16 protein-coding genes are annotated in these 20,786 nt (G+C 72.5%); 12 read left to right on the top strand and 4 right to left on the bottom strand.

The features are described 5' to 3' along the window. Positions 1-23: 23 nt before the first annotated feature. Complete coding sequence (locus tag ACZ37P_RS03510; protein WP_467344669.1) at positions 24-1,016, top strand: DNA-3-methyladenine glycosylase family protein; 993 nt, start codon at positions 24-26, stop codon at positions 1,014-1,016. Positions 1,017-1,920: 904 nt separating this feature from the next. Here ACZ37P_RS03510 and ACZ37P_RS03505 read toward each other — a convergent pair. The 3 genes from ACZ37P_RS03505 to ACZ37P_RS03495 are packed head-to-tail and all read right to left on the bottom strand — an operon-like array spanning position 1,921 to position 4,752. After that, entirely contained in the window at positions 1,921-3,240 is a 1,320-nt protein-coding gene (locus ACZ37P_RS03505) for a coenzyme F420-0:L-glutamate ligase (protein WP_391052906.1), read from the bottom strand. Continuing rightward, positions 3,237-4,193 carry a 2-phospho-L-lactate transferase gene (cofD, locus tag ACZ37P_RS03500; RefSeq protein WP_355350057.1) on the bottom strand — a complete coding sequence of 319 codons (957 nt, stop codon included), beginning with the start codon at positions 4,191-4,193 and terminating at the stop codon, positions 3,237-3,239. Before cofD ends, ACZ37P_RS03505 begins: the two co-directional genes overlap by 4 nt. 13 nt (positions 4,194-4,206) lie before the next feature. Next, positions 4,207-4,752 (bottom strand): cysteine dioxygenase, encoded by a 546-nt coding sequence (locus ACZ37P_RS03495; RefSeq protein WP_467344667.1) that lies wholly within the window; start codon positions 4,750-4,752, stop codon positions 4,207-4,209. A gap of 631 nt (positions 4,753-5,383) precedes the next feature. Between ACZ37P_RS03495 and ACZ37P_RS03490 the strand changes: the two genes are divergently transcribed. The 3 genes from ACZ37P_RS03490 (at position 5,384) to ACZ37P_RS03480 (ending at position 11,286) form a co-directional block, all read left to right on the top strand. Next, positions 5,384-5,647, top strand: a complete 264-nt coding sequence (locus ACZ37P_RS03490) for a WhiB family transcriptional regulator (RefSeq protein WP_031519519.1) — start codon at positions 5,384-5,386, stop codon at positions 5,645-5,647. A 312-nt stretch (positions 5,648-5,959) separates the two neighbouring features. Then, complete coding sequence (locus ACZ37P_RS03485) at positions 5,960-9,826, top strand: glycosyltransferase family 2 protein (protein ID WP_467344661.1); 3,867 nt, start codon at positions 5,960-5,962, stop codon at positions 9,824-9,826. Then, on the top strand, positions 9,823-11,286 hold the full coding sequence (locus tag ACZ37P_RS03480) for a DUF5719 family protein (protein ID WP_467344659.1): 1,464 nt from the start codon (positions 9,823-9,825) through the stop codon (positions 11,284-11,286). Before ACZ37P_RS03485 ends, ACZ37P_RS03480 begins: the two co-directional genes overlap by 4 nt. A gap of 80 nt (positions 11,287-11,366) precedes the next feature. On the opposite strand, the gene ACZ37P_RS03475 is transcribed toward ACZ37P_RS03480, so the two are convergent. Continuing rightward, on the bottom strand, positions 11,367-11,810 hold the full coding sequence (locus ACZ37P_RS03475) for a metallopeptidase family protein (RefSeq protein WP_467344657.1): 444 nt from the start codon (positions 11,808-11,810) through the stop codon (positions 11,367-11,369). Positions 11,811-12,047: 237 nt separating this feature from the next. Here ACZ37P_RS03475 and ACZ37P_RS03470 point away from each other — a divergent pair, with 237 nt between their 5' ends. The 8 genes from ACZ37P_RS03470 (at position 12,048) to ACZ37P_RS03435 (ending at position 20,440) form a co-directional block, all read left to right on the top strand. Further along, positions 12,048-12,470: a DUF3499 domain-containing protein gene (locus ACZ37P_RS03470; protein ID WP_355350091.1), complete on the top strand. Its 423-nt coding sequence runs from the start codon at positions 12,048-12,050 to the stop codon at positions 12,468-12,470. A gap of 211 nt (positions 12,471-12,681) precedes the next feature. Beyond that, entirely contained in the window at positions 12,682-14,040 is a 1,359-nt protein-coding gene (locus ACZ37P_RS03465; RefSeq protein ID WP_401725729.1) for a phosphomannomutase/phosphoglucomutase, read from the top strand. A gap of 353 nt (positions 14,041-14,393) precedes the next feature. Continuing rightward, on the top strand, positions 14,394-14,573 hold the full coding sequence (locus ACZ37P_RS03460; RefSeq protein ID WP_188283872.1) for a Trm112 family protein: 180 nt from the start codon (positions 14,394-14,396) through the stop codon (positions 14,571-14,573). Positions 14,574-14,656: 83 nt separating this feature from the next. Further along, positions 14,657-15,793, top strand: coding sequence for an SIS domain-containing protein (locus ACZ37P_RS03455; protein WP_401856929.1), 1,137 nt, complete (start codon positions 14,657-14,659; stop codon positions 15,791-15,793). Positions 15,794-15,797: 4 nt separating this feature from the next. Further along, positions 15,798-16,997 carry a mannose-6-phosphate isomerase, class I gene (manA, locus tag ACZ37P_RS03450; RefSeq protein ID WP_467344653.1) on the top strand — a complete coding sequence of 400 codons (1,200 nt, stop codon included), beginning with the start codon at positions 15,798-15,800 and terminating at the stop codon, positions 16,995-16,997. Positions 16,998-17,093: 96 nt separating this feature from the next. Continuing rightward, complete coding sequence (locus ACZ37P_RS03445; RefSeq protein WP_391052882.1) at positions 17,094-18,053, top strand: cation diffusion facilitator family transporter; 960 nt, start codon at positions 17,094-17,096, stop codon at positions 18,051-18,053. Between the two features lie 236 nt (positions 18,054-18,289). Then, the gene (gene ahcY, locus ACZ37P_RS03440; protein WP_467344651.1) at positions 18,290-19,741 is read left to right on the top strand and encodes an adenosylhomocysteinase; all 1,452 of its coding nucleotides are present in this window, start codon (positions 18,290-18,292) and stop codon (positions 19,739-19,741) included. A gap of 84 nt (positions 19,742-19,825) precedes the next feature. After that, positions 19,826-20,440 carry a hypothetical protein gene (locus ACZ37P_RS03435; protein WP_401314633.1) on the top strand — a complete coding sequence of 205 codons (615 nt, stop codon included), beginning with the start codon at positions 19,826-19,828 and terminating at the stop codon, positions 20,438-20,440. Positions 20,441-20,786 lie beyond the last annotated feature (346 nt).

The following is a 20,786-nucleotide window of genomic DNA, read 5'->3' as shown; positions in this document are numbered from 1 at the left end:
GAGGGGGCGGATACGCTCGCCGGGTGCCTCTCCCGCGACCCCGACCCGCCTCCACCACCACCGCCACCGCCGCTTGCGCGGGGTCGGTGTCATCGGCGGCTCCCGCGGCTCCGCGTACCCGGTCCTGGTCGCCTGCCGGGCCGCTCGACATCCGGCTCACCCTCAACCCGCTCTGCCGCGGTTACGGCGACCCCGCCTTCCGGATCGACCCGGACGGCACCGTCTGGCGGGCGAGCCGCACGCCCGACGGCGCGGGCACCCTCCGCCTGACCGGAAGTCCCGCCACGATCGAGGCCCACGCGTGGGGGCCCGGCGGCCAGTGGCTGCTCGACGCGCTGCCCGCGCTGCTCGGCGCCGACGACGATCCGGCCGCGTTCACGCCCCGGCACCGGCTCGTGCACGCCGCGCACCGGCGCCACCCCGGTCTGCGGCTGACCCGTACCGGGCTCGTCCTCGAATCGCTGATCCCCTCCATCCTGGAACAGAAGGTCACCACCACCGAGGCGTACCGGGCCTGGCGGCTTCTGCTCCACCGCCACGGGGAGGCCGCGCCGGGGCCGGCGGGCGCCGAGCGCATGCGCGTCATGCCCGACGCGCGGGGGTGGGCCCTGGTCCCGTCCTGGGACTGGCACCGGGCGGGGGTCGACAACAAGCGCGCCTCCACCGTCCTGCGGGCCGTCCGGGCCGCCTCCTCGCTCGAAGGGCTCACCGCCCTTCCACCCGGCGAGGCGGCCACGCGGCTCCAGACGGTGCCCGGGATCGGGCCCTGGACGGCTGCCGAGACGCTTCAGCGCAGTCATGGGGCCGCCGATGCCGTGACGGTCGGGGACCTGCACCTGCCGCATCGGGTCGGGTACGCCCTCACGGGTGAGCGCCGCTCTTCCGATGAGGTCATGCTCGGTCTTCTCGCGCCCTACGCGGGGCAGCGGCACCGTGCCGCCCGCCTCATCCTCCTCAACTCTCCCGCCCCGCCCCGCCGCGCCCCCCGCCTGGCCCCCAACCCTCCTGGCCGCTAGCCCTCTTGCCCTTTGTCTTTGCCCGCCCGCCCACCCGTGCGGGTGTTTTGTCGTCTGCGGGTGCCGCTTGTGCCTGGGTCGGTGCCGGTCCGGGGCACCTCCTCGAAATGCGGCTACCTGGTCTCCTGTATCCGGTGCCCTTCTTGTCACCGCATTTCTGCGGGGGCACCCCGGCCCGTCCCCTCCCGGTACGTCGGCGTCCGCCCGCCGGTGGGGGTTGCCGGGGGAGGGGGTTCTTTCGGCGGGCCGCCCTGCGCCGGTGCCCCCTCCCGGTGAGTCGGAATGCTCGGGCCCTTCCTCCAACAGCCCCACAAAACCCCTGCGGCCAGCCCCACACCCGCCCTGAGGACCAGGTGGCCCTTTACCCCCCCGCCCCCCACCCCCTCCGGCGGCCGTCAGGTTGCGGGCCCGAGCCGAACCGTCAAACCCCGCAAGACCCGGGCTTCGCCCCCTTCACCCGAGCGAAGAGCCGGGCGGTGCATGGCCCACCCCCCGGCCCCCCTGTCCAGCCCACCCGCCCGGACGGCCGCTGGCGGAGACGCCCGGCCCCCACCCACCCCCCTCCCAGCACCCCCACCGGCGGCCGGACGCCCCCGCACCTCGGCCCACCCACCCCCGCCCCGGCACCGCAGCGGACCGTCGGCCGCCCCCGCACCTCGGCCCACCCACCCCCCTCCCGGCAACCCCCACCGGACAGGCGGACGCCGACGTACCGGGAGGGGACGGGCCGGGGTGCCCCCGCAGAAATGCGGTGACAGGGACGGTGCCGGATACAGGAGACCAGGTAGCCGCATTTCGAGGAGGTGCCCCGGCCCGGCACCGACCCAGGCACAAGCGGCACCCGCAGACGAAGAAAACACCCGCACGGGTGGGCGGGCGGGCAAAGACACCCCCCGGAGGGGGCTCAGCGAACGGCGATGAAGGCGGCGGAGTCGCGAGCCGGCCGAACGGCCGGCGCGGCGGCCGGCCGCCCAATGGCCACGGCCCCCATGGGATCCCAGTCGGCGGGAAGCCGAAGGACGTCGCGGACGACGTCACGGCAGAACATCGTCGAGGAAACCCACGCGGAGCCAAGCCCCTCCCCGGCAAGCGCCACAAGAAAGTTCTCGACGGCCGCCCCCACCGCCACCACGAACATCTCCCGCTCCGCGGCCCCCCGCCGCGCATCCGGATAGGCGTGAGCCCCGTCGGCGACAAGGCACGGCACGACGAGATAAGGAGCGCGCCGCAGCACGTCCCCCCGCCGAAGCCGCCGGGCCACGGACTCCTCGGAGAAACCGTCGCGCCGCAGGTCCGCCGCCCAGGCGTCCCGCATGGCGTCGAGCAACCGCTCCCGTGTCTCGGCCGACTCCAGGAGAACGAACCGCCACGGAGTGGTGTGGTGGGGGGCGGGCGCGGTGACGGCGAGCGCGACGGCACGTCGAACGGCGGCGGGGTCGACCGCGTCGTCGGTGAACTCCCGTACGGTCCGCCGCAGCGAGACGGCCTCGCGTACGGCCTCGGAGGTGCCGAGCCGGAACATGTCGTTGGCGGCGGCCCGCACAAGAGGCCGCGCGCCGGAATCGTCGCCGTCGGCGAGAGCGCCCTCGGCGGCGACGACCTCGCCGAGCCCCCGTACGACGGCCACCGGCAACCCCCCGACCTTCCCCTTGACCAGGTCCCCGGCGGCGGCCAACTCGTCCCCGGTGGCGGTCACCGTCACGGACATGAGGTTGCCGTGGCTGTCGAGACCGCCGCGGAGGTCGTCCAGGACGCGGACCCCGGCGGCGCCGATGGCGACGTCGGTGAGACCTTCGCGCCAGGGCCGCCCGAAGGTGTCGGTGACGATGACGCCGACGCGTACGCCGAGGATCTCGCGGAGGCCGTCCCGGACGCGCCGGGCGGAGGCGTCGGGGTCCTCGGGGAGCAGAAGGATGGTTCCCGCCGCGGTGTTGGAGGCGTCGACGCCCGCCGCGGCCATGACGAAGCCGTGCCGGGTCTCGACGATGCGGGTGGGTCCGCGGCGGGCGACGAGGCGTACGGCCTCGGCGTCGATGGCGGCCTCGCGGTCGTCGGCGTTGACGATCCGGCCCTCGGCCTTGCTGACGATCTTGGAGGTGACCAGCAGGACGTCGCCGTCGGCGAGTTCGGTCCCGGTGGCGGCGATGAGCTTGGCGATGTCGGCGCCCGGCTGCACCTCGCCGATGCCGGGGACGGCGAACACCTCGTAGCGGGGCGCGTTCATGCCCGTACCTCCTCGGCGAGCGTCAGCGCCTCCCTGGCCATCTGGGCCGTGGCCTCGGGGCCGTCCATGAGCAGGGGGATGGCCCGGCAGCGGATTCCGGCGGCCTCGACCTCGGGGACGGCGGCGGCGTCGACGGTGTCGACCAGCCAGCCGTCGAGCAGCCCGGAGCCGTAGTGCGCGGCGACGGCCGCGGCCGTCGACTCGACCCCGACGGCGGCCAGCACCTTGTCGGCCATGCCGCGCACGGGGGCGTCGCCGATGAGCGGGGAGAGGCCGACGACCGGCACCCCGGCCTCGGCGATGGCCTCGCGGATGCCGGGCACGGCGAGGATGGTGCCGATGCTGACGACGGGGTTGGACGGCGGGAAGACGATGACGTCCGCCTCGCCGATCGCCTCCAGGACGCCGGGCGCGGGCTTGGCGCCCTCCGCGCCGACCGGCACGACGGCGTGCGCGGGGACGGAGGCGCGCAGCCGTACCCAGTACTCCTGGAAGTGAACGGCCTTGCGCTCGCCGTCGATCTCGACCAGCACGTGGGTCTCGATCCGGTCGTCGGACATCGGGATGAGCCGCACGCCGGGCTTCCAGCGGGCGCACAGCGCTTCGGTGACGGCGCTGAGCGGGTAGCCCGCGCCGATCATCTGTGTGCGCACGATGTGGGTGGCGAAGTCCCGGTCGCCGAGACCGAACCACTCGGGGCCCACGCCGTACGCGGCGAGTTCCTCCTTGACCGCGAAGGTCTCCTCGGCCCGCCCCCAGCCCTGCTCCTCGTGGATGCCGCCGCCGAGGGTGTACATCACGGTGTCGAGGTCGGGGCAGACCTTCAAACCGAACAGATGGATGTCGTCTCCGGTGTTGCCGATGACGGTAATCTCCGCCTCCGGCGCCGCTGCCTTCAGGCCGCGCAGAAAGCGCGCCCCTCCAATACCTCCGGCCAGAACCACGATTCGCATGGTTCCCAGTCTGTCAGCCCGCCGCGGCGGCCCGTGAGGTATCGGCCTGCGGGGCGGCGGACGTGCAGGCGTACGGGGTCATCTTGGTGAGGCCGGGGAAGTAGACGTGCAGGCTCACCGCGGGTTCCAGCGCGTCGTTGACGACCTCGTGGACGTAACCGGGCGCGAAGGCACGCTGCGCGCCCGCCGACAGCACCCGGTTGACCTCGCGGCCGACGCCGCCCGAGGTGCCCGTGCTTGCATCCGGCAGCGCCCGCTCGCGCAGTGCGCCTTGGAGCACGGTGAGCACACCGGACGACAGGCCGTGGTCGTGCAGCCCGCTGCTCTGACCGGGCAGCCAACTCAGCAGCCACACCTCGTAGCCGGGTCCGCGGCGCAGCCGCGCGTACCAGCGGGTGGTGGCGTCGTAGCGCACCTGGGGGGCCCATCGCTCGCGGTCGGCGGCGATGGAGCGGGCGAGCCCGGCGAACTCCGCGACGGTGCGTGGGTGTTGCGGCACCGGGGGGAGCAGGTGGGGAAGGGCGAGCGGGTCACCGGCGATCGAGACATCGCTGTACATGAAGGTGTGTTCCTCGTGATGCGCGAGTGGCTAGGCGGTGCCAGGTCCGTGACAGGTCCTGGGCAGGGGGCTCAGCGGCAACAACAGGAACGACAACAGCTCTGGGCGAGCGCGACGCAGCGGGACTCGCGACGGCGAGTCCGGGTAGGCGCGTGGTGCTCAGCAGGCATGCCGTCAAGGAGACCGGTCGCGCCCGTACCTTGTCAACCGGATGTCCGGAATGTCGCGAATCTTTCACCTGATCCGGCTGGAAGGGTTGGTGAAAGGTTTGTGCGCAGAAGTGTGCGGATATGTGGTGCCCAACCGCATGAAGAGCACGTTGTGCTGTTGTGCTTCTGTGATCGGAATGTGATCCACAACGCTTCACCCGAATGGCGGAACGTGGCGCGTCGCCAAGGCGTCTGACGAGGTGTGAACGGTGGATCGACGGGACCATGGTTGACGGATACCGGATTTTAGGCCGATATCAACACTTTCTGTCACCTCTTGGTTCAGCGGAGTGAATAACGGGCCCAATAGCAGATCTCGGCTTGACTGGCCCGGATCGGCACACTTGTAATTTCACTCGTGTCGTTAGGCCGCACATGGTGACGGCAACATCACGGGGAAGCACGACAGACGAGGGGCGCGCATGACCGAGCAGTTCCAGTTGCTGCTGGCCGAAGAGGCCGACGAGGAACTCGGCTGGCAGGAGCGCGCGCTGTGTGCGCAGACCGACCCCGAGTCGTTCTTCCCGGAAAAGGGCGGTTCCACGCGTGAGGCGAAGAAAGTCTGCCTCGCCTGTGAAGTCCGTTCCGACTGCCTGGAGTACGCCCTGGCCAACGACGAACGCTTCGGCATCTGGGGCGGCCTGTCCGAGCGGGAGCGCCGCCGCCTGAAGAAGGGCGTCGTCTGACCCACGCGACCGGGCCGACGACCGGTCCGAGGACCGGGTCCGCGGCAGGGCGCCGACCGAGCCCTGACCGCGCCCCCGGCCCCTCGCGCGGCACCGCGCACCGGCCCGATCACAGCTCCCGCACACCCCGCTTCCAGCCCGCGTACAGCCCGCTTTCCGCGCCCACCGGCACGGGAGGCGGGCTGCCGTTGTTCTCACACTCGGACGGAGCCCCCGGCGTAAGCCGTTAGTGTGGGGGCCCGTCCGAGACGTTCCCCGCCGCCGGCGGCCGATGCGTCAACCGCAGTCCAGCGAACCGGGGCCCGAACCTCGATGTCCGTGAACAGCCCAGCACCGGCCTTCTTCCCGGCCGGCATCCCTGAGTTCCCGCGCCACGTCGTCACCGCCGTGCTCGTCGCGCACGACGGCGCGCGCTGGCTGCCCAAAGCCCTCGCCGGCCTGCTCTCCCAGGACCGCCCTGTCCAGGACGTGATCGCCGCCGACACCGGCAGCGCGGACGACTCCGCGCGGCTGCTCGCCGACTCCCTCGGCGACCAGCGCGTCCTGCACCTGGCCCGCCGCACCGGCTTCGGCGCCGCCGTCGAGGAGGCCGCCAGGGTCGCCGCGCCGCTCAGCGCCGAGCAGTTGCCGTACCTGGGACGCCGCAGCGGCTGGGACCCGGTCAGCCGCAGTTGGAACGACGACGCGTACGACGAGCCCGAGCAGCCGCACGGCGACCCCGTCCAGTGGCTGTGGCTGCTGCACGACGACTGCGAGCCCGACCCCGGAGCGCTCGCCGCCCTGCTGCGCACCGCGGACGCCTCGCCGTCCGCCTCGATCATCGGCCCCAAGCTGCGGAGCTGGTTCGACCGCAGGCAGCTCCTCGAAGTCGGCGTCAGCATCGCCCGCAGCGGTCGCCGTTGGACCGCGCTCGAACGCCGCGAGCAGGACCAAGGCCAGCACGACCAGACCCGCCCGGTGCTCGCCGTGTCGTCCGCGGGCATGCTGGTGCGCCGCGACGTGTGGGAGGAGCTGGGCGGATTCGACCGCAGGCTGCCCCTGATGCGCGACGACGTCGACTTCTGCTGGCGCGCCCAAGCAGCGGGCCACACCGTGCTGGTCGCCCCCGACGCCGTCATGTGGCACGCCGAGGCCGCCTCCCGCGAGCGCCGTCCGGTCGACTGCGCGGGCCGCTCCTCGGTCAACCCGCACCGCGTCGACAAGGCCGGCGCCGTCTACACCCTGCTGGCCAACACCCGCGGCCCGCTGCTGCCCTATGTGATGCTGCGGATCGCCGTCGGCACCATATTGCGCACGCTCGCCTATCTCGTCGGCAAGGTGCCGGGACAGGCCGTCGACGAGATCGTCGGACTGCTCGGCGTCCTGCTGCGCCCCGGACGGGTGCTGGCCGCCAGACGCAGAAGAGGCCGCGGCACCGTACCGCCCTCCGAATTGCGACCGCTCTTCCCGCCGCCCGGCGCGACCGTACGCGCCACCGTCGACCAGGTCGTCAGCAACATCGCGGGCCGCGCGGACGCCGCGTCCGCCGCCGCGGGACGCCACGGCGGCTCCGTCGAGTCCGGACCGGGCGACGAGGACGGCGACTTCCTGGAAGTCGAGCAATTCGCGCGGCTCAAGCGCGTCGCCCGCAAGCCGGGCCCCGTGCTCTTCGCCGTCCTGCTCGTCGTCTCGCTCGCCGCCTGCCGCTCACTGCTCGGCGGCGGAGCCCTCTTCGGCGGCGCCCTGCTGCCCGCCGACCCCGGCGCCTCCGACCTGTGGGGCACCTACACGGGTTCCTGGCACGCGCTGGGCACCGGCGGCACCCAGGCCGCGCCCCCGTACATCGCGGTCCTCGCGCTCTTCGCGACCGTGCTCTTCGGCTCCACGGGACTCACCCTCACCCTGCTGCTGGTGGCCTCCGTGCCGCTGGCCGGGATCACCGCCTACTTCGCCTCCCGCCCGCTCGTCGAGTCGCGCCTGCTGCGCGCCTGGGCGTCGGTCGCGTACGCCTTCCTGCCCGCCGCCACCGGGGCGCTGGCCACCGGACGGCTCGGCACCGCCGTCCTGGCCATCCTGCTGCCGCTGATGGCGCGCGCCGCCGTCGGCACCGCGGGCCTCCAGCTCGGCGACGGCGCGATCGAGCGCGGCGCACGGCCCGGCTGGCGCTCCACCTGGGCGCTGGCGCTGATGCTCACCTTCACCACCGCCTTCACCCCGGTCACCTGGCCGATCGCCCTGACACTGGCCGCCGCCACCCTCGGCTGGCGCATGGCCCGCGGCCAGCAGCAGCTCCTGGTCCCGCAGCTCCTGCGCTTCGCGGCCCTGCTGATCACCCCGATCGTGCTGCTCGCCCCCTGGTCGCTGACGCTGCTCGCGCACCCCGGACGCCTGCTGCACGAGGCGGGACTGCCGTACGGCGAGAAGGGCGTCTCCGGCATCGACCTGCTGATGCTCAGCCCCGGCGGACCCAAGGCGGGCGCCGCCTTCCTGCTGATCGGCGTCGTCCTGGCCGCGCTCGCCGCCCTGATGCGCGACACCCGCCGCCCGGCGATCGTCGCCGCCTGGGCCGCCGCCGCGACCGGACTGCTCTTCGCCGTCATCGAGAACACCAAGGCGTGGGCGGGCCCCGCCACCCTCGTCTACGGTCTCGCCCTGCTGGCCGCCGCCGCGATCGGCGCGGAAGGCGCCAAGGAGCGGATCGCCGCCAGCGGCTTCGGCTGGCGCCAGCCCGTCGCGGGCCTGATCGCGCTGGCCGCGGCCCTCGCGCCGCTGCTGGCCGCCTTCACCTGGGTCGCCGACGGCGCGAACGGCCCCATCAAGCGCCAGGACCCGCAGCAGGTGCCCGCCTTCGTCGCCGAGGAGAGCACCTCCCGCGACCAGGCCCGCACCCTGGTGCTCAACGGCACCGCGGGCCGCATCTCGTACTCCCTGGTGCGCGGCGCGGGCGCGCGGATCGGCGACGCCGAACTGGCCGCGGAGGCGTCCCGCGACAGCGAACTCGACACCGTCGTCGCCAACCTGGTGGCGGGTTCCGGCGCCGACCAGGGCAGCCGCCTCACCGGATACGCCATCCGCTACGTATTGGCGCAGAAGGGCGCGCCGCGCTCGGTGGGCCGCGTCCTGGACAGCACCCCCGGCCTGTCCCGGGTGAGCCAGGCGGACGGCAGCGAATTGTGGCGCGTCAACGACGCGGTCTCCAGGATCGCGATCACCAGCAAGGGCGCGCAGCCCGTCGCCGTCGCGGCAGGCAAGGTCGAGGCGCACACCACGGTGCCCGCGGGTCCCGAAGGCCGCGTATTGCGCCTGGCGGACTCCGCCGCGCCCGGCTGGCACGCCACCCTGAACGGATCCGCGCTGCCCAGAACGACCGTCGACGGCTGGGCACAGGGCTTCCAGCTGCCCGCCACCGGCGGCCGTCTGGACGTCACCTATGAGGAGCCGTTCACCCACACCTTCTGGCTGGGCGCGCAGGGACTGCTGCTGCTCGTGGTCATCGTGCTGGCCCTGCCGGGCCGCCGCCGCGAGATCGACGACGACCTGCCGGAGGCCGACGCGCCCAGCGCCGTCCAGATTCCCGCACAAGGTGCGGGCGAGGGCCGTCGTGCCCGCCGCCTCCAGGCGGCGGCCGACGCCGAGGCCGCCGCGGCCGATCCCGACGCCGCGGAGGCCGAGGGCCAGGAGCAGGCGGCCTACGCGGCCCAGCAGGCCCACCACGGCCAGCAGGGCCAGGACGGGCCCGCGGGCCCCGACGCACCGCCGCAGACCCCGTACGACCCCTCTGAGGGCGGTTACGACCCGTACGCGGTGCCTGCCCCCGACACCGGCGAGCAGTTCTACGGCTACCCGCGGCAAGACCCCGGCTACGGCACCGACCCCGCCCAGCAGCAGTGGGACGGGCAGCAGCAGTACGCGGCGGAGCCGGGCACGTACGAGCAGCAGCAGGTCGGCTACACCGACCAGTACGGCTACCCGCAGCAGCCCCCGCCGCCCTACGACCCGTACGCGACGACCGGCCACGAAGAGGCGGCCGGTTACGACGAGACGGCGGGTTACGACCAGCAGCAGCCGCCGCAGCAGCAGTACGACGGGCAGGCGCCGTACGGCGGACAGCAGCCCTACGACCCGGCCGCGTACCCCGACCCGGCTGCCCCGTACTACGCCGAAGACGACCAGCGCCGCGACGGGAGCGACCACCAGTGAACCGCAGCACGATCTCCCTGGCGGGCGCCGTCGCCGCCCTGGCCGTACTGACCGGCGCCGCCGTGGTGTCCGGCGGCGGCGACCGGGACACCGCGCCGGTGGCCTCCGCGGCCCGGCTGCCCGTACAGCGCAGCAATCTGCTCTGCCCGGCGCCGTCCTCGTCGGAATTCGCCAACACCACCTACACCTCGTTCACCCCGCAGGGGACGGCGGGCGCGACCGGCTCCGGCAGCGCGCAACTGGTCCCGGCGACGCCCAGGGGCAAGGCGCTCACCCCGCTGAAGGCCGCGGGCAAGCCCGCCACCAGCTCCACCGACAAGCCGGACGCGCCCGCGCTGATCGGTACGGCCGACGGGCCGCTCGCGCCCGGCTGGACCGTCCAGCAGACCACCGTCGTGGACACCGGGGCGGGTCGCGGCCTGCTCGGCGCGTCCTGCGTGGCACCTGACAGCGAATTCTGGTTCGCGGGCGCCAGCACGGGACCCGACCGGCAGGACTTCCTGCACCTGGTGAACCCCGACGACACCCCGGCGGTCGTCGACATCGAGCTGTACGGCAAGGACGGCCTGCTGAAGGCGTCCACCGGCGACGGCGTCACCGTGGCGGGCAAGTCCGCCAAGCCGGTGCTGCTGTCCACCCTGGTCGCGGACAAGGCGCAGGACCTCACCGTGCACGTCGTGGCGCGCAGCGGCCGGGTCGGCGCGGCCGTTCAGGCCATCGACAAGAAGCTCGGCAGCGACTGGCTGACCCCGGCCGCCGAGCCCGCCACCAGCCTGGTGCTGCCCGGCATCCCCGCCGACGCCGCGACCGTGCGCCTGGTGGTGTACGCGGCCGGTTCCGACGACGCCGACCTCACGCTGAAGCTGGCGACGCCGACCGGCTCGATCACCCCCGCGGGACACGAGACGCTGCACGTCAAGAGCGGTATGACCAGCGCGGTCGACCTCGGTGACCTCACCAAGGGCGAGGCGGGTTCGCTGGTCATCACCTCCAGCCAGGTCCACGCGGCGGTCCCCGTCGTGGCGGGCCTGCGGGTGACGCGCGGCAAGGGCGCCAAGCAGGAGATGGCGTTCCTGCCCGCCACCCCGGCGATCGAGACCCGCTCCACCGTCGCCGACAACCGCACCAAAGGCTCCACCTTGTCGCTGGTCGCCGTCGGCCAGGACGCCAGTGTGAAGATCACCGCGTCGGCCGGATCCTCCGGCGGTGAGCCGGTGTCGAAGACGGTCAGCGTCAAGGCGGGGACGACCGTCGCCGTCCCGCCGCCGCTGCCCGCGTCCGGCAAGGGCACGTTCGCCGTGACCGTCGAGCGCGTCTCCGGCGGAAGCGTCTACGCCTCACGGACGCTGGCGCTCCCGCTGGACGGGGTGCCGATGTTCACGATCCAGCCGATGTCCGACGACCACGGCATGGTGGATGTTCCCGCGGCCCGCGCCGACCTGGGGATTCTCAACCACTAGAGCGTTTTCCCGCACCTGGTGCGGTCCGCGCGGGCCGCACCATATGCGGGCGGTCCGCGTCGGGGCCGCGCCGGGCCGTGTCAGTCCTCGCCGTACTTCGGGTCGATGTTCTCGGGGGACAGGCCGAGCAGCTCCGCGACCTGCTCCACGACGATCTCGTGCACCAGGAGCGCCCGCTCGTCGCGGGTCTTGGCGCGGATCTCCACCGGGCGCCGGTAGACCACGATGCGGCTCGGCCGGTCCTTGCCCGCGCCGATGAGACGGCCCAGCGGCACCGTGTCGTCGTCCGTCGGCGGGGTGTCCTGCGGCCAGGGCACCTCCTGGACGGCGAATTCGACGTCGGCGAGCTGCGGCCAGCGCCTTTCCAGCCGGTCGGCGGCGTCGCGCACCAGGTCGTCGAAGGCGTCGGCGCGGCTGAGCGCCAGCGGCACCTGCGGGGGCGCGATGGGCCCGCGCATCCCACGTCCGTGGCGGTCGCGGTGGCGCGGACGAGGTGCGGAAGGAGGAGGTGCCGAGCTTTCCATCAGCGATGAGCCTAGCCCTCCCGCCGGGTGCGCACAGGACGGACACCACGCAGTCAGCATCTGGCCATAGATCAGACGCATATGCGCCAGCCGCCGCCTTTCCCGGCCGTGACCGCGTGTCGTACTTCTCCCGCCCCGCCGCGCCGCGCCTGCCATGTGTTTTCCGTCCGCGCAGGTCAGCGCGGCGGCCGTCGCACGGCACGATTCCGGGGGCACGTGACGACACGACCGGGTGAGCTGGCGGAGAGTCGTCGCGGCCCGCTCAAGAGTGCGGTACCGTCCAACCTCGTGAGCCTTGTACGTCGCTGTTCGCGCACCGCATGCGGCCGTCCCGCCGTCGCGACGCTGACGTACGTCTACGCGGACTCCACCGCCGTTCTCGGACCGCTCGCCACGTACGCGGAACCGCACTGCTACGACCTGTGCTCCGAGCACTCCGAGCGGCTGACCGCGCCCCGTGGCTGGGAAGTCGTGCGCCTGGCGACGGACACCGGTCCCGTCGGGCCCAGCGGCGACGACCTCGAAGCGCTCGCCAACGCGGTGCGCGAGGCGGCCCGCCCCCAGGAGCGCCGCCAGCAGGGCCCTGGCCCGCGCGACATCGACCCGCTGGAAGTGGCCCGCCGCGGCCATCTGCGCGTGCTCCGCTCGCCCGAGCAGTAGCAGCCAGCCTCACCTCCCGTCCCCACCCGGCGCAAGCCGCCCCTCGCGCCGTCCCGTTGACCCTTTCGGGGCTCCCGTGACGCCACCCCTTGCGTCGCGGCGGCGGCGAAAAACTCCGCTCACCCCATCGGGGTAGGTTGTGGTGGAAACTCCACCGCGCCGCCCACCGGCGCCGTTCCGACCCTTCACCAGAGTTCACCAGAGGTGTGCAGTGGCCGATTTGTCGCAGCTCGTCAAGGCCTACGACGTACGCGGAGTCGTACCCGACCAGTGGGACGAGCCGCTCGCCGAGATCTTCGGCGCCGCCTTCGCCACGGTCACCGACGCCACGGCGATCGTCGTCGGACACGACATGCGGCCCTCGTCCCCCGGCCTGTCCGCCGCCTTCGCGCGCGGCGCCGCCTCCCGCGGCGCGGACGTCACCGGGATCGGCCTGTGCTCCACCGACGAGCTGTACTTCGCCAGCGGGCAACTCGACCTGCCCGGCGCCATGTTCACGGCCAGTCACAACCCGGCGCGGTACAACGGCATCAAGATGTGCCGCGCGGGCGCCGCCCCCATCGGCCAGGACACCGGCCTCGCCGACATCCGCGCGCTCGCGGAGAAGTGGCTGGAGAACGGGGTCCCCGCCGTCGACGTGGAAACCGGCACCCTGGTGCGGCGCGACGTGCTCGGCGACTACGCCGCCTATCTGCGCTCGCTGGTCGACCTCTCCGGAATCCGGCCGCTCAAGGTGGTCGTGGACGCGGGCAACGGCATGGGCGGCCACACCGTGCCCACCGTCCTCGACGGGCTGCCCGTCGACCTGGTGCCGATGTACTTCGAACTGGACGGCACCTTCCCCAACCACGAGGCCAACCCGCTCGACCCGAAGAATCTGGTCGACCTCCAGGCGCGGGTCCGCGAGACCGGCGCCGACATCGGCCTGGCCTTCGACGGCGACGCCGACCGCTGCTTCGCGGTGGACGAGCGCGGCGAACCCGTCTCCCCGTCCGCAGTGACCGCCCTGGTCGCCGCCCGCGAACTGGCCAAGCACCCCGGCGCCACGATCATCCACAATCTGATCACGTCCTGGTCGGTGCCCGAGGTGGTCAGGGAACACGGCGGCGTCCCGGTGCGCACCCGTGTCGGCCACTCCTTCATCAAGCAGGAAATGGCCGATTCCGGCGCCGTCTTCGGCGGCGAGCACTCCGCGCATTACTACTTCCGCGAGTTCTGGAACGCCGACACCGGCATGCTCGCCGCCCTCCACCTGCTGGCCGCCCTCGGCGCCCAGGACGGCCCGCTGTCCGCTCTGGTCGCCGCCTACGACCGCTACGCGGGCTCCGGCGAGATCAACAGCACCGTCGCCGACCAGGCCGCGAGCACCGCGGCGGTCCGCGCCGCCTTCGCCGGCCAGGACGGCGTCACCTTCGACGAATTGGACGGGCTCACCGTCACCTCCGCCGACTGGTGGTTCAACCTCCGTGCCTCCAACACCGAGCCGCTGCTGCGGCTGAACGTCGAGGCGCGCGACGCGGAGGGCGTGGCCCGCGTCAGGGACCAGGTCCTGGCGATCGTCAGGGCCTGAGCCCGCGTGGTCTCGCGGGCCCGACGCGGGGTGGGTCCTACGCGGCCGGGGGTACGCGGGCCGGCCGTCGTACGCGCCTGGTCGTCGTACGGGTCCGGTCGCCGTACGGGTCCCGTCGTCGTACGGGCGCGGTCACCGTACGGGCGCGGTCCCCGCATGGGCGCTCCCGGAGTTATCCACAGGCCGCACTCGGGGCCGGGCGCTACGGCTATAGGCTGAGAACGTACGCGGCGGGAGCCGTCGGCCCGGCCCGGGACCGTACCGCTCGGAGCACGCGCCCGCCGTTTCCCGACCGCAGTCCCGCGCGCGGTGGCACCTCGCCGCTCGCCGCACCCAGCACGGAGGACCCCACCATGCCGCTCGTCGAACCCAGCCTCCTGGAAATCCTCGCCTGCCCGGCGTGCCACGCCCCGCTCCGCGAGGACGCCGACGCGAACGAGCTGGTCTGCACCTCCGACACGTGCGGCCTCGCCTACCCCGTACGCGACGACATCCCCGTACTCCTCGTCGACGAGGCCCGCCGCCCCCGCTGACACCCCCGCACGACCGCCGGACCGCCCGTCCGCCCCATCCATCCGCCGACCCTGACCAGGCCGCTTCCGACCGGGAGGTCGCGTTGTTCGACGAGTCGCTGCTTGAGGACCCCGAAGCGCTGGCCCGCGCGGACAGCCGCGGACTGCTGCTGGGCGTCGCCGCCGCCGGTGCCCGCGTACGCACCGCGCTGCGCCTGGCCGAAGAGGCCGGAGTCACCGCGCTGCGGCCCGACGGCCGCCCCCGGACCGTCCTGCTCGCGGCCAGCGGACCCGACGCCGCCGCGGTCGCCGACCTGCTGGTCGCCCTCGGCTCCGGGACCTGCCCCGTCGAGGTGCTGCCGCCCACAGGACCCACCCCGCAACAGTCCCGCTGGACACTGCCCGGCTGGGCGGGACCGCTCGACCTGCTGCTGCTCATCACCCCGCAGGGCAGCGAGCAGGGCCTGACCGACCTCGTGGAACAGGCATACCGCCGCGGCTGCACCGCCGCCGCCGTCACCCCGGTCAAGGCACCGCTCGCCGAAGCCGTGGAACAGGTGCACGGCATGGCCCTGCCGTTCGCCGCGCCCTTCGGCAACGGCGCGGACCCCGCGGACGAGGACCCCGCCAACGACGCGGGCGCCTTCTGGGCGCTCCTCGCCCCGCTGCTCGCCCTCGCCGACCGGATCGGCCTGCTGAGCGCACCCGCCCAGGCGCTGTACGGCGTCGCCGACCGGCTCGACGAGGTCGCCGCCCGCTGCGGCCCCGCCATCGCCACGTACACCAACCCGGCCAAGACCCTCGCGGCCGAACTGGCCGACGCCCTCCCGCTGTTGTGGAGCCAGGGCCGGCTCTCCGCCACCGCCGCCCGCCGCTTCGCGACCGTGCTCGGCACCCGCGCGGGCCAGCCCGCGCTCACCGCGGAACTGCCCGCCGCGCTCACCGTCCACGGCCCCCTCCAGGCCAGCGCCCTCGCCCTGGCCGCCGACCCCGAGGACTTCTTCCGCGACCGCGTCGAGGAACCCGGAGGACTGCGCCTGCGGATCGTGCTCCTCCAGGAGAACTCCGAGCAGCCCGGACCCGCCACCCCCGCCGCCCGCGAGCAGGCGTACGCCCACGACACCCCGCTCAGCGAGATCGCCGCCGCCCCCGGCGGCCCGCTCGACACCGCGGCCGAACTGATCGCCCTCGCGGATTTCGCCACCGTCTACCTGACCGTCGCCTCGGCTGAGAGATCATGACCGCATGAACCGCCTCACCAACACGATCCGCCCCTACGCCTGGGGATCCACCACCGCCATCCCCGAACTGCTCGGCACACCGCCGACCGGCGAACCCCAGGCCGAACTGTGGATGGGCGCCCACCCCGGCGCGCCCTCCCGGATCGACCGCGGCGAAGGCCCCGTCGCACTCGACACGGTGATCGCGGCCGACCCCCGCGCCGAACTCGGCGACACCACCGTCAAGCGCTTCGGCCCCCGGCTGCCCTTCCTGTTCAAGGTGCTGGCCGCGGGCGCGCCGCTCTCCGTCCAGGTCCACCCCGACCTCGCGCAGGCCAAGGCCGGATTCGCCGACGAGGAAGCCCGCGGCATCCCGACCGACGCCCCCGACCGCAACTACAAGGACGCCAACCACAAGCCCGAAATGCTCGTGGCGCTCTCCCCGTTCGACGGACTGTGCGGCTTCCGCCGCCCCACCGACGCCGCCGACCTCATCGACGGCCTCGGCGTCCCCGCCCTCGCGCCCTACGCCGACATCCTCCGCGCCCACCCCGAGGACAAGGCGCTGCGCGAAGTCCTCGCCGCCGTCCTCACCGCGGAACCCGAGGCGATGGCCGAGTCCGTCACCGCCGCGGCCGAGGCCGCCGCCCGGCTGTCCACCACCGACAGCACGTACGCCGCGGACTACGCCGCCTACGCCCAGGCCGCCCATAGCTTCCCCGGCGACCGCGGCGTCATCGCCGCGATGCTGCTCAACTACGTACGCCTGCAACCCGGCGAAGCCCTCTACCTCGGCGCGGGCGTCCCGCACGCCTACCTCGACGGCCTCGGCGTGGAGATCATGGCCAACTCCGACAACGTCCTGCGCTGCGGCCTCACCCCCAAGCACATCGACGTCCCCGAACTCCTGCGCGTCGTCCGCTTCGAGGCCGGCGACCCCGGCGTCCTGCGCCCCGAGGCCGCCCCCGACGGCGAAGAGCTGTACGCGGCGCCGATCGACGAATTCCGGCTCTCCCGCTACGTCCTGGCCCCCGGCGCGCAGGCCCGCACCCTCGACTCCGGCACCCCGCAGATCCTGCTCTGCACCGCGGGCCGGGCCGAACTGCGCGACGGCGACGGCATCACCTTGACGCTGGCCCCCGGCGAGTCGGCGTACGTCCCCGCGAGCGAGCGCACCACCCTGACCGGCGAAGGCACCGTCTTCCGGGCCACCGTGGCCGCCTGACGCACCAAAAGCCCGACGGGCTGCAACAATGTGCGTCCGCAACGCCCGGTACGACAAGACACAGACCCCGGGCCGACGAAAGGGACCCCAGCACCTATGAGCGCGTCAGGCGGAACACGGGCGATCGTCGCGGCGCTGAGCGCCAACCTGGCCATCGCCGTGGCCAAGTTCGTGGCCTTCGCGTTCAGCGGCTCGTCCTCGATGCTCGCCGAAGGCGTGCACTCCATCGCCGACTCCGGCAACCAGGCGCTGCTCCTGATCGGCGGCAAGAAGGCCAAGCGCGCCGCCAACGACGAGCACCCCTTCGGCTACGGCAGGGAACGCTACGTCTACGCCTTCCTCGTCTCGATCGTGCTGTTCTCCGTCGGCGGCATGTTCGCGCTCTACGAGGGCTACGAGAAGATCCGCCACCCGCACGAGATCGAGCACTGGTACTGGCCGGTCGGCGTCCTCGTCTTCGCGATCATCGCCGAGGGCTACTCCTTCCGCACCGCCATCAAGGAGTCCAACCACACCCGCGGCAAGCAGTCCTGGGCCGAGTTCATCCGCCGCGCCAAGGCACCCGAACTCCCCGTCGTCCTCCTGGAGGACTTCGGCGCCCTCATCGGCCTCGTCCTCGCCCTGATCGGCGTCGGCATCGCCCTCGCCACCGGCGACGGAGTCTGGGACGGCATCGGCACCCTCTGCATCGGCCTGCTGCTCATCACCATCGCCCTCGTCCTCGCGGCCGAGACCAAGTCGCTGCTGATCGGCGAAGGCGCGGGACCCGACTCGCTGGCCAGGATCCGCGCCGCCGTCGTCGACGGCGACACCGTCACCGGCGTCATCCACATGCGCACCCTGCACCTCGGCCCCGAAGAACTCCTCGTCGCCGCCAAGATCGCCGTGCAGCACGACGACACCGCCGCCGAGGTCGCCCGCGCCATCGACGCCGCCGAGGAACGCATCCGCGCCGCGGAACCCTTCGTCCGCGTCGTCTACCTGGAACCCGACATCTACAGCGAGCAGGCCGCCGCCGCGGGCCCCGACCCGGACCAGACTCCTGGCGGCCGGTGACCGGAAGCGCACTGGGGCGGACCGCCCGTCCGGTGTAGCTTTGTCGTAGCCAGACGTCGCTGCTGATGGCGGTCGGGCGGGTCATCTCGCGATGCCCGGCCGAGGGAGAGAGGGCCTCCGACGGATTGCGCTGCCGCTAGGGGACGGGTGTGTCCGCACGAGGGCACCCCCGTACACGCCCCGTGGCCGCGCCGTATCCACGTCCGCCTCGACCGCAGCACCGAGGAGCACTTCATATGACCACCACCGCCACCGACTTCAAGGTCGCGGACCTCTCGCTTGCCGCCTACGGCCGCAAGGAGATCACCCTCGCCGAGCACGAGATGCCCGGCTTGATGTCCATCCGCAACGAGTACGCTGCCGCGCAGCCGCTGGCCGGCTCGCGGATCACCGGCTCGCTGCACATGACCGTGCAGACCGCTGTCCTGATCGAGACCCTCGTCGCCCTCGGCGCCGAGGTCCGCTGGGCGTCCTGCAACATCTTCTCCACCCAGGACCACGCGGCCGCGGCCATCGCCGTCGGCCCGGACGGCACCGAGGAGAACCCGCAGGGCATCCCCGTCTTCGCCTGGAAGGGCGAGACGCTCGAAGAGTACTGGTGGTGCACGGAGCAGGCCCTGACCTGGCCGAACACCGCCACCGGCGGCCCCAACATGATCCTGGACGACGGCGGCGACGCCACGCTCCTGGTCCACAAGGGCGTCGAGTTCGAGAAGGCCGGCGCCGCCCCGGACCCGGCCACCGCGGAGAGCGAGGAGGAGCAGTTCGTCCTCCGCCTCCTCAACCGCACCCTCGGGGAGAACCCGCAGAAGTGGACGCAGCTCGCGTCCGAGATCCGCGGCGTCACCGAGGAGACCACCACCGGCGTCCACCGCCTCTACGAGATGCAGCAGGACGGCTCGCTGCTCTTCCCGGCGATCAACGTCAACGACGCGGTCACCAAGTCGAAGTTCGACAACAAGTACGGCTGCCGCCACTCCCTGATCGACGGCATCAACCGCGCCACCGACGTCCTCATCGGCGGCAAGGTCGCCGTGGTCTGCGGCTACGGCGACGTCGGCAAGGGCTGCGCGGAGTCGCTGCGCGGCCAGGGCGCCCGCGTCGTCATCACCGAGATCGACCCGATCTGCGCGCTCCAGGCGGCGATGGACGGCTACCAGGTCGCCACCCTCGACGACGTCGTCGGCATCGCCGACATCTTCGTCACCACGACCGGCAACAAGGACATCATCCTGGCCTCCGACATGGCCAAGATGAAGCACCAGGCCATCGTCGGGAACATCGGCCACTTCGACAACGAGATCGACATGGCCGGCCTCGCGAAGATCCCCGGCATCGTCAAGGACGAGGTCAAGCCGCAGGTCCACACCTGGACCTTCCCCGATGGCAAGACGTTGATCGTGCTGTCCGAGGGCCGCCTGCTCAACCTGGGCAACGCGACCGGCCACCCCTCCTTCGTGATGTCCAACTCCTTCGCGGACCAGACCCTGGCCCAGATCGAGCTGTTCACCAAGCCGGAGGAGTACCCGATCGGCGTCTACGTGCTCCCCAAGCACCTGGACGAGAAGGTCGCCCGTCTCCACCTGGACGCGCTGGGCGTCAAGCTCACCACGCTCCGCCCGGAGCAGGCCGCCTACATCGGCGTGAAGGTCGAAGGCCCCTACAAGTCCGACCACTACCGCTACTGATCCACCGCGCGCTGGCCCCCGTCTCCCGTCCGAGGCGGGGGCCTCGCACGTCACCGGCACACCGAAAGACACCGAGACCCCACCATGCCCCGAGGCCGTTACTCGTTCCACGACACGCACGACCACACCCCCCTCGGTGCAGAACACTTCCACTGCGCCACCGGCCCCTCCGGCTGGCGCTACACCGCGCAGACCACCACCCCCAGCGGCGATCACGCGGGCTCGGTCGACCTCACCCTCGACCAACTCGGCCGCCCCATCCGACTCGAACTCCACGCGTCCGCCTGGCAGGTACGCGGAGCCGCACTCGACGGCGTCACCTGGGTCCGTACCGACCCCACCGGCGAACACGCCCAGGAGGGCAACGCCGCCGCCCATGCCTTCACCGGTGCCTCGCCCGCGTTCCTGATCGCCACCGCGCGACTGCTCCGCCTGGAACCCGGCGGCCCCGCCACCCGCGTACGTCTCGTGTCATTCCGGCCCCCCGTGCTCGCGCCCCTCACCGTGGACCAGTCCTGGTCCTTGATCACCAGGACAGCACACCCCACTGACAACGGGCCGCTGGCTGTGGACGAATACCAGGTCAACGACCTCGCGACCGGCGATCAGCACGACGTCCACATCGCCGGGGACGTGGTCCTCGCGGCCCCTGGCATCGAGCTGGAAGACCTGGAGACCCCTCCGTCGACCTTCGCGTGAGGCCGCCTGAAAGTTCCTCACCGTGAACCGTTGACTCAAGGTTGGCGGGGAGGTAGGTTAGAACGGTTGTCACGAGCTGGACAGGTCCGCTGGTGACCGACTAGGATCCATGTCGCTTCGCTCGACGAAGACACACCACCCAAGCCGAGAGAAATCTCAGTTCGGGCATCCGTGTCTCCGAAACGCGAGTGGTAATTCCGACCAGTGAACTTCTGCTAAAGTCGGAGACACGACGAAGGGAAAGCCCGGAAGGCCGGTGAAACGGTCTGAAGGAAGCTTCCGTTCCTTGAGAACTCAACAGCGTGCCAAAAGTCAACGCCAGATATGTTGATACCCCGTCTTCGCG

This window comes from Streptomyces sp. NPDC024632 (genome assembly GCF_055559175.1).
This window is presented reverse-complemented; position numbering and strand designations above follow the sequence as displayed.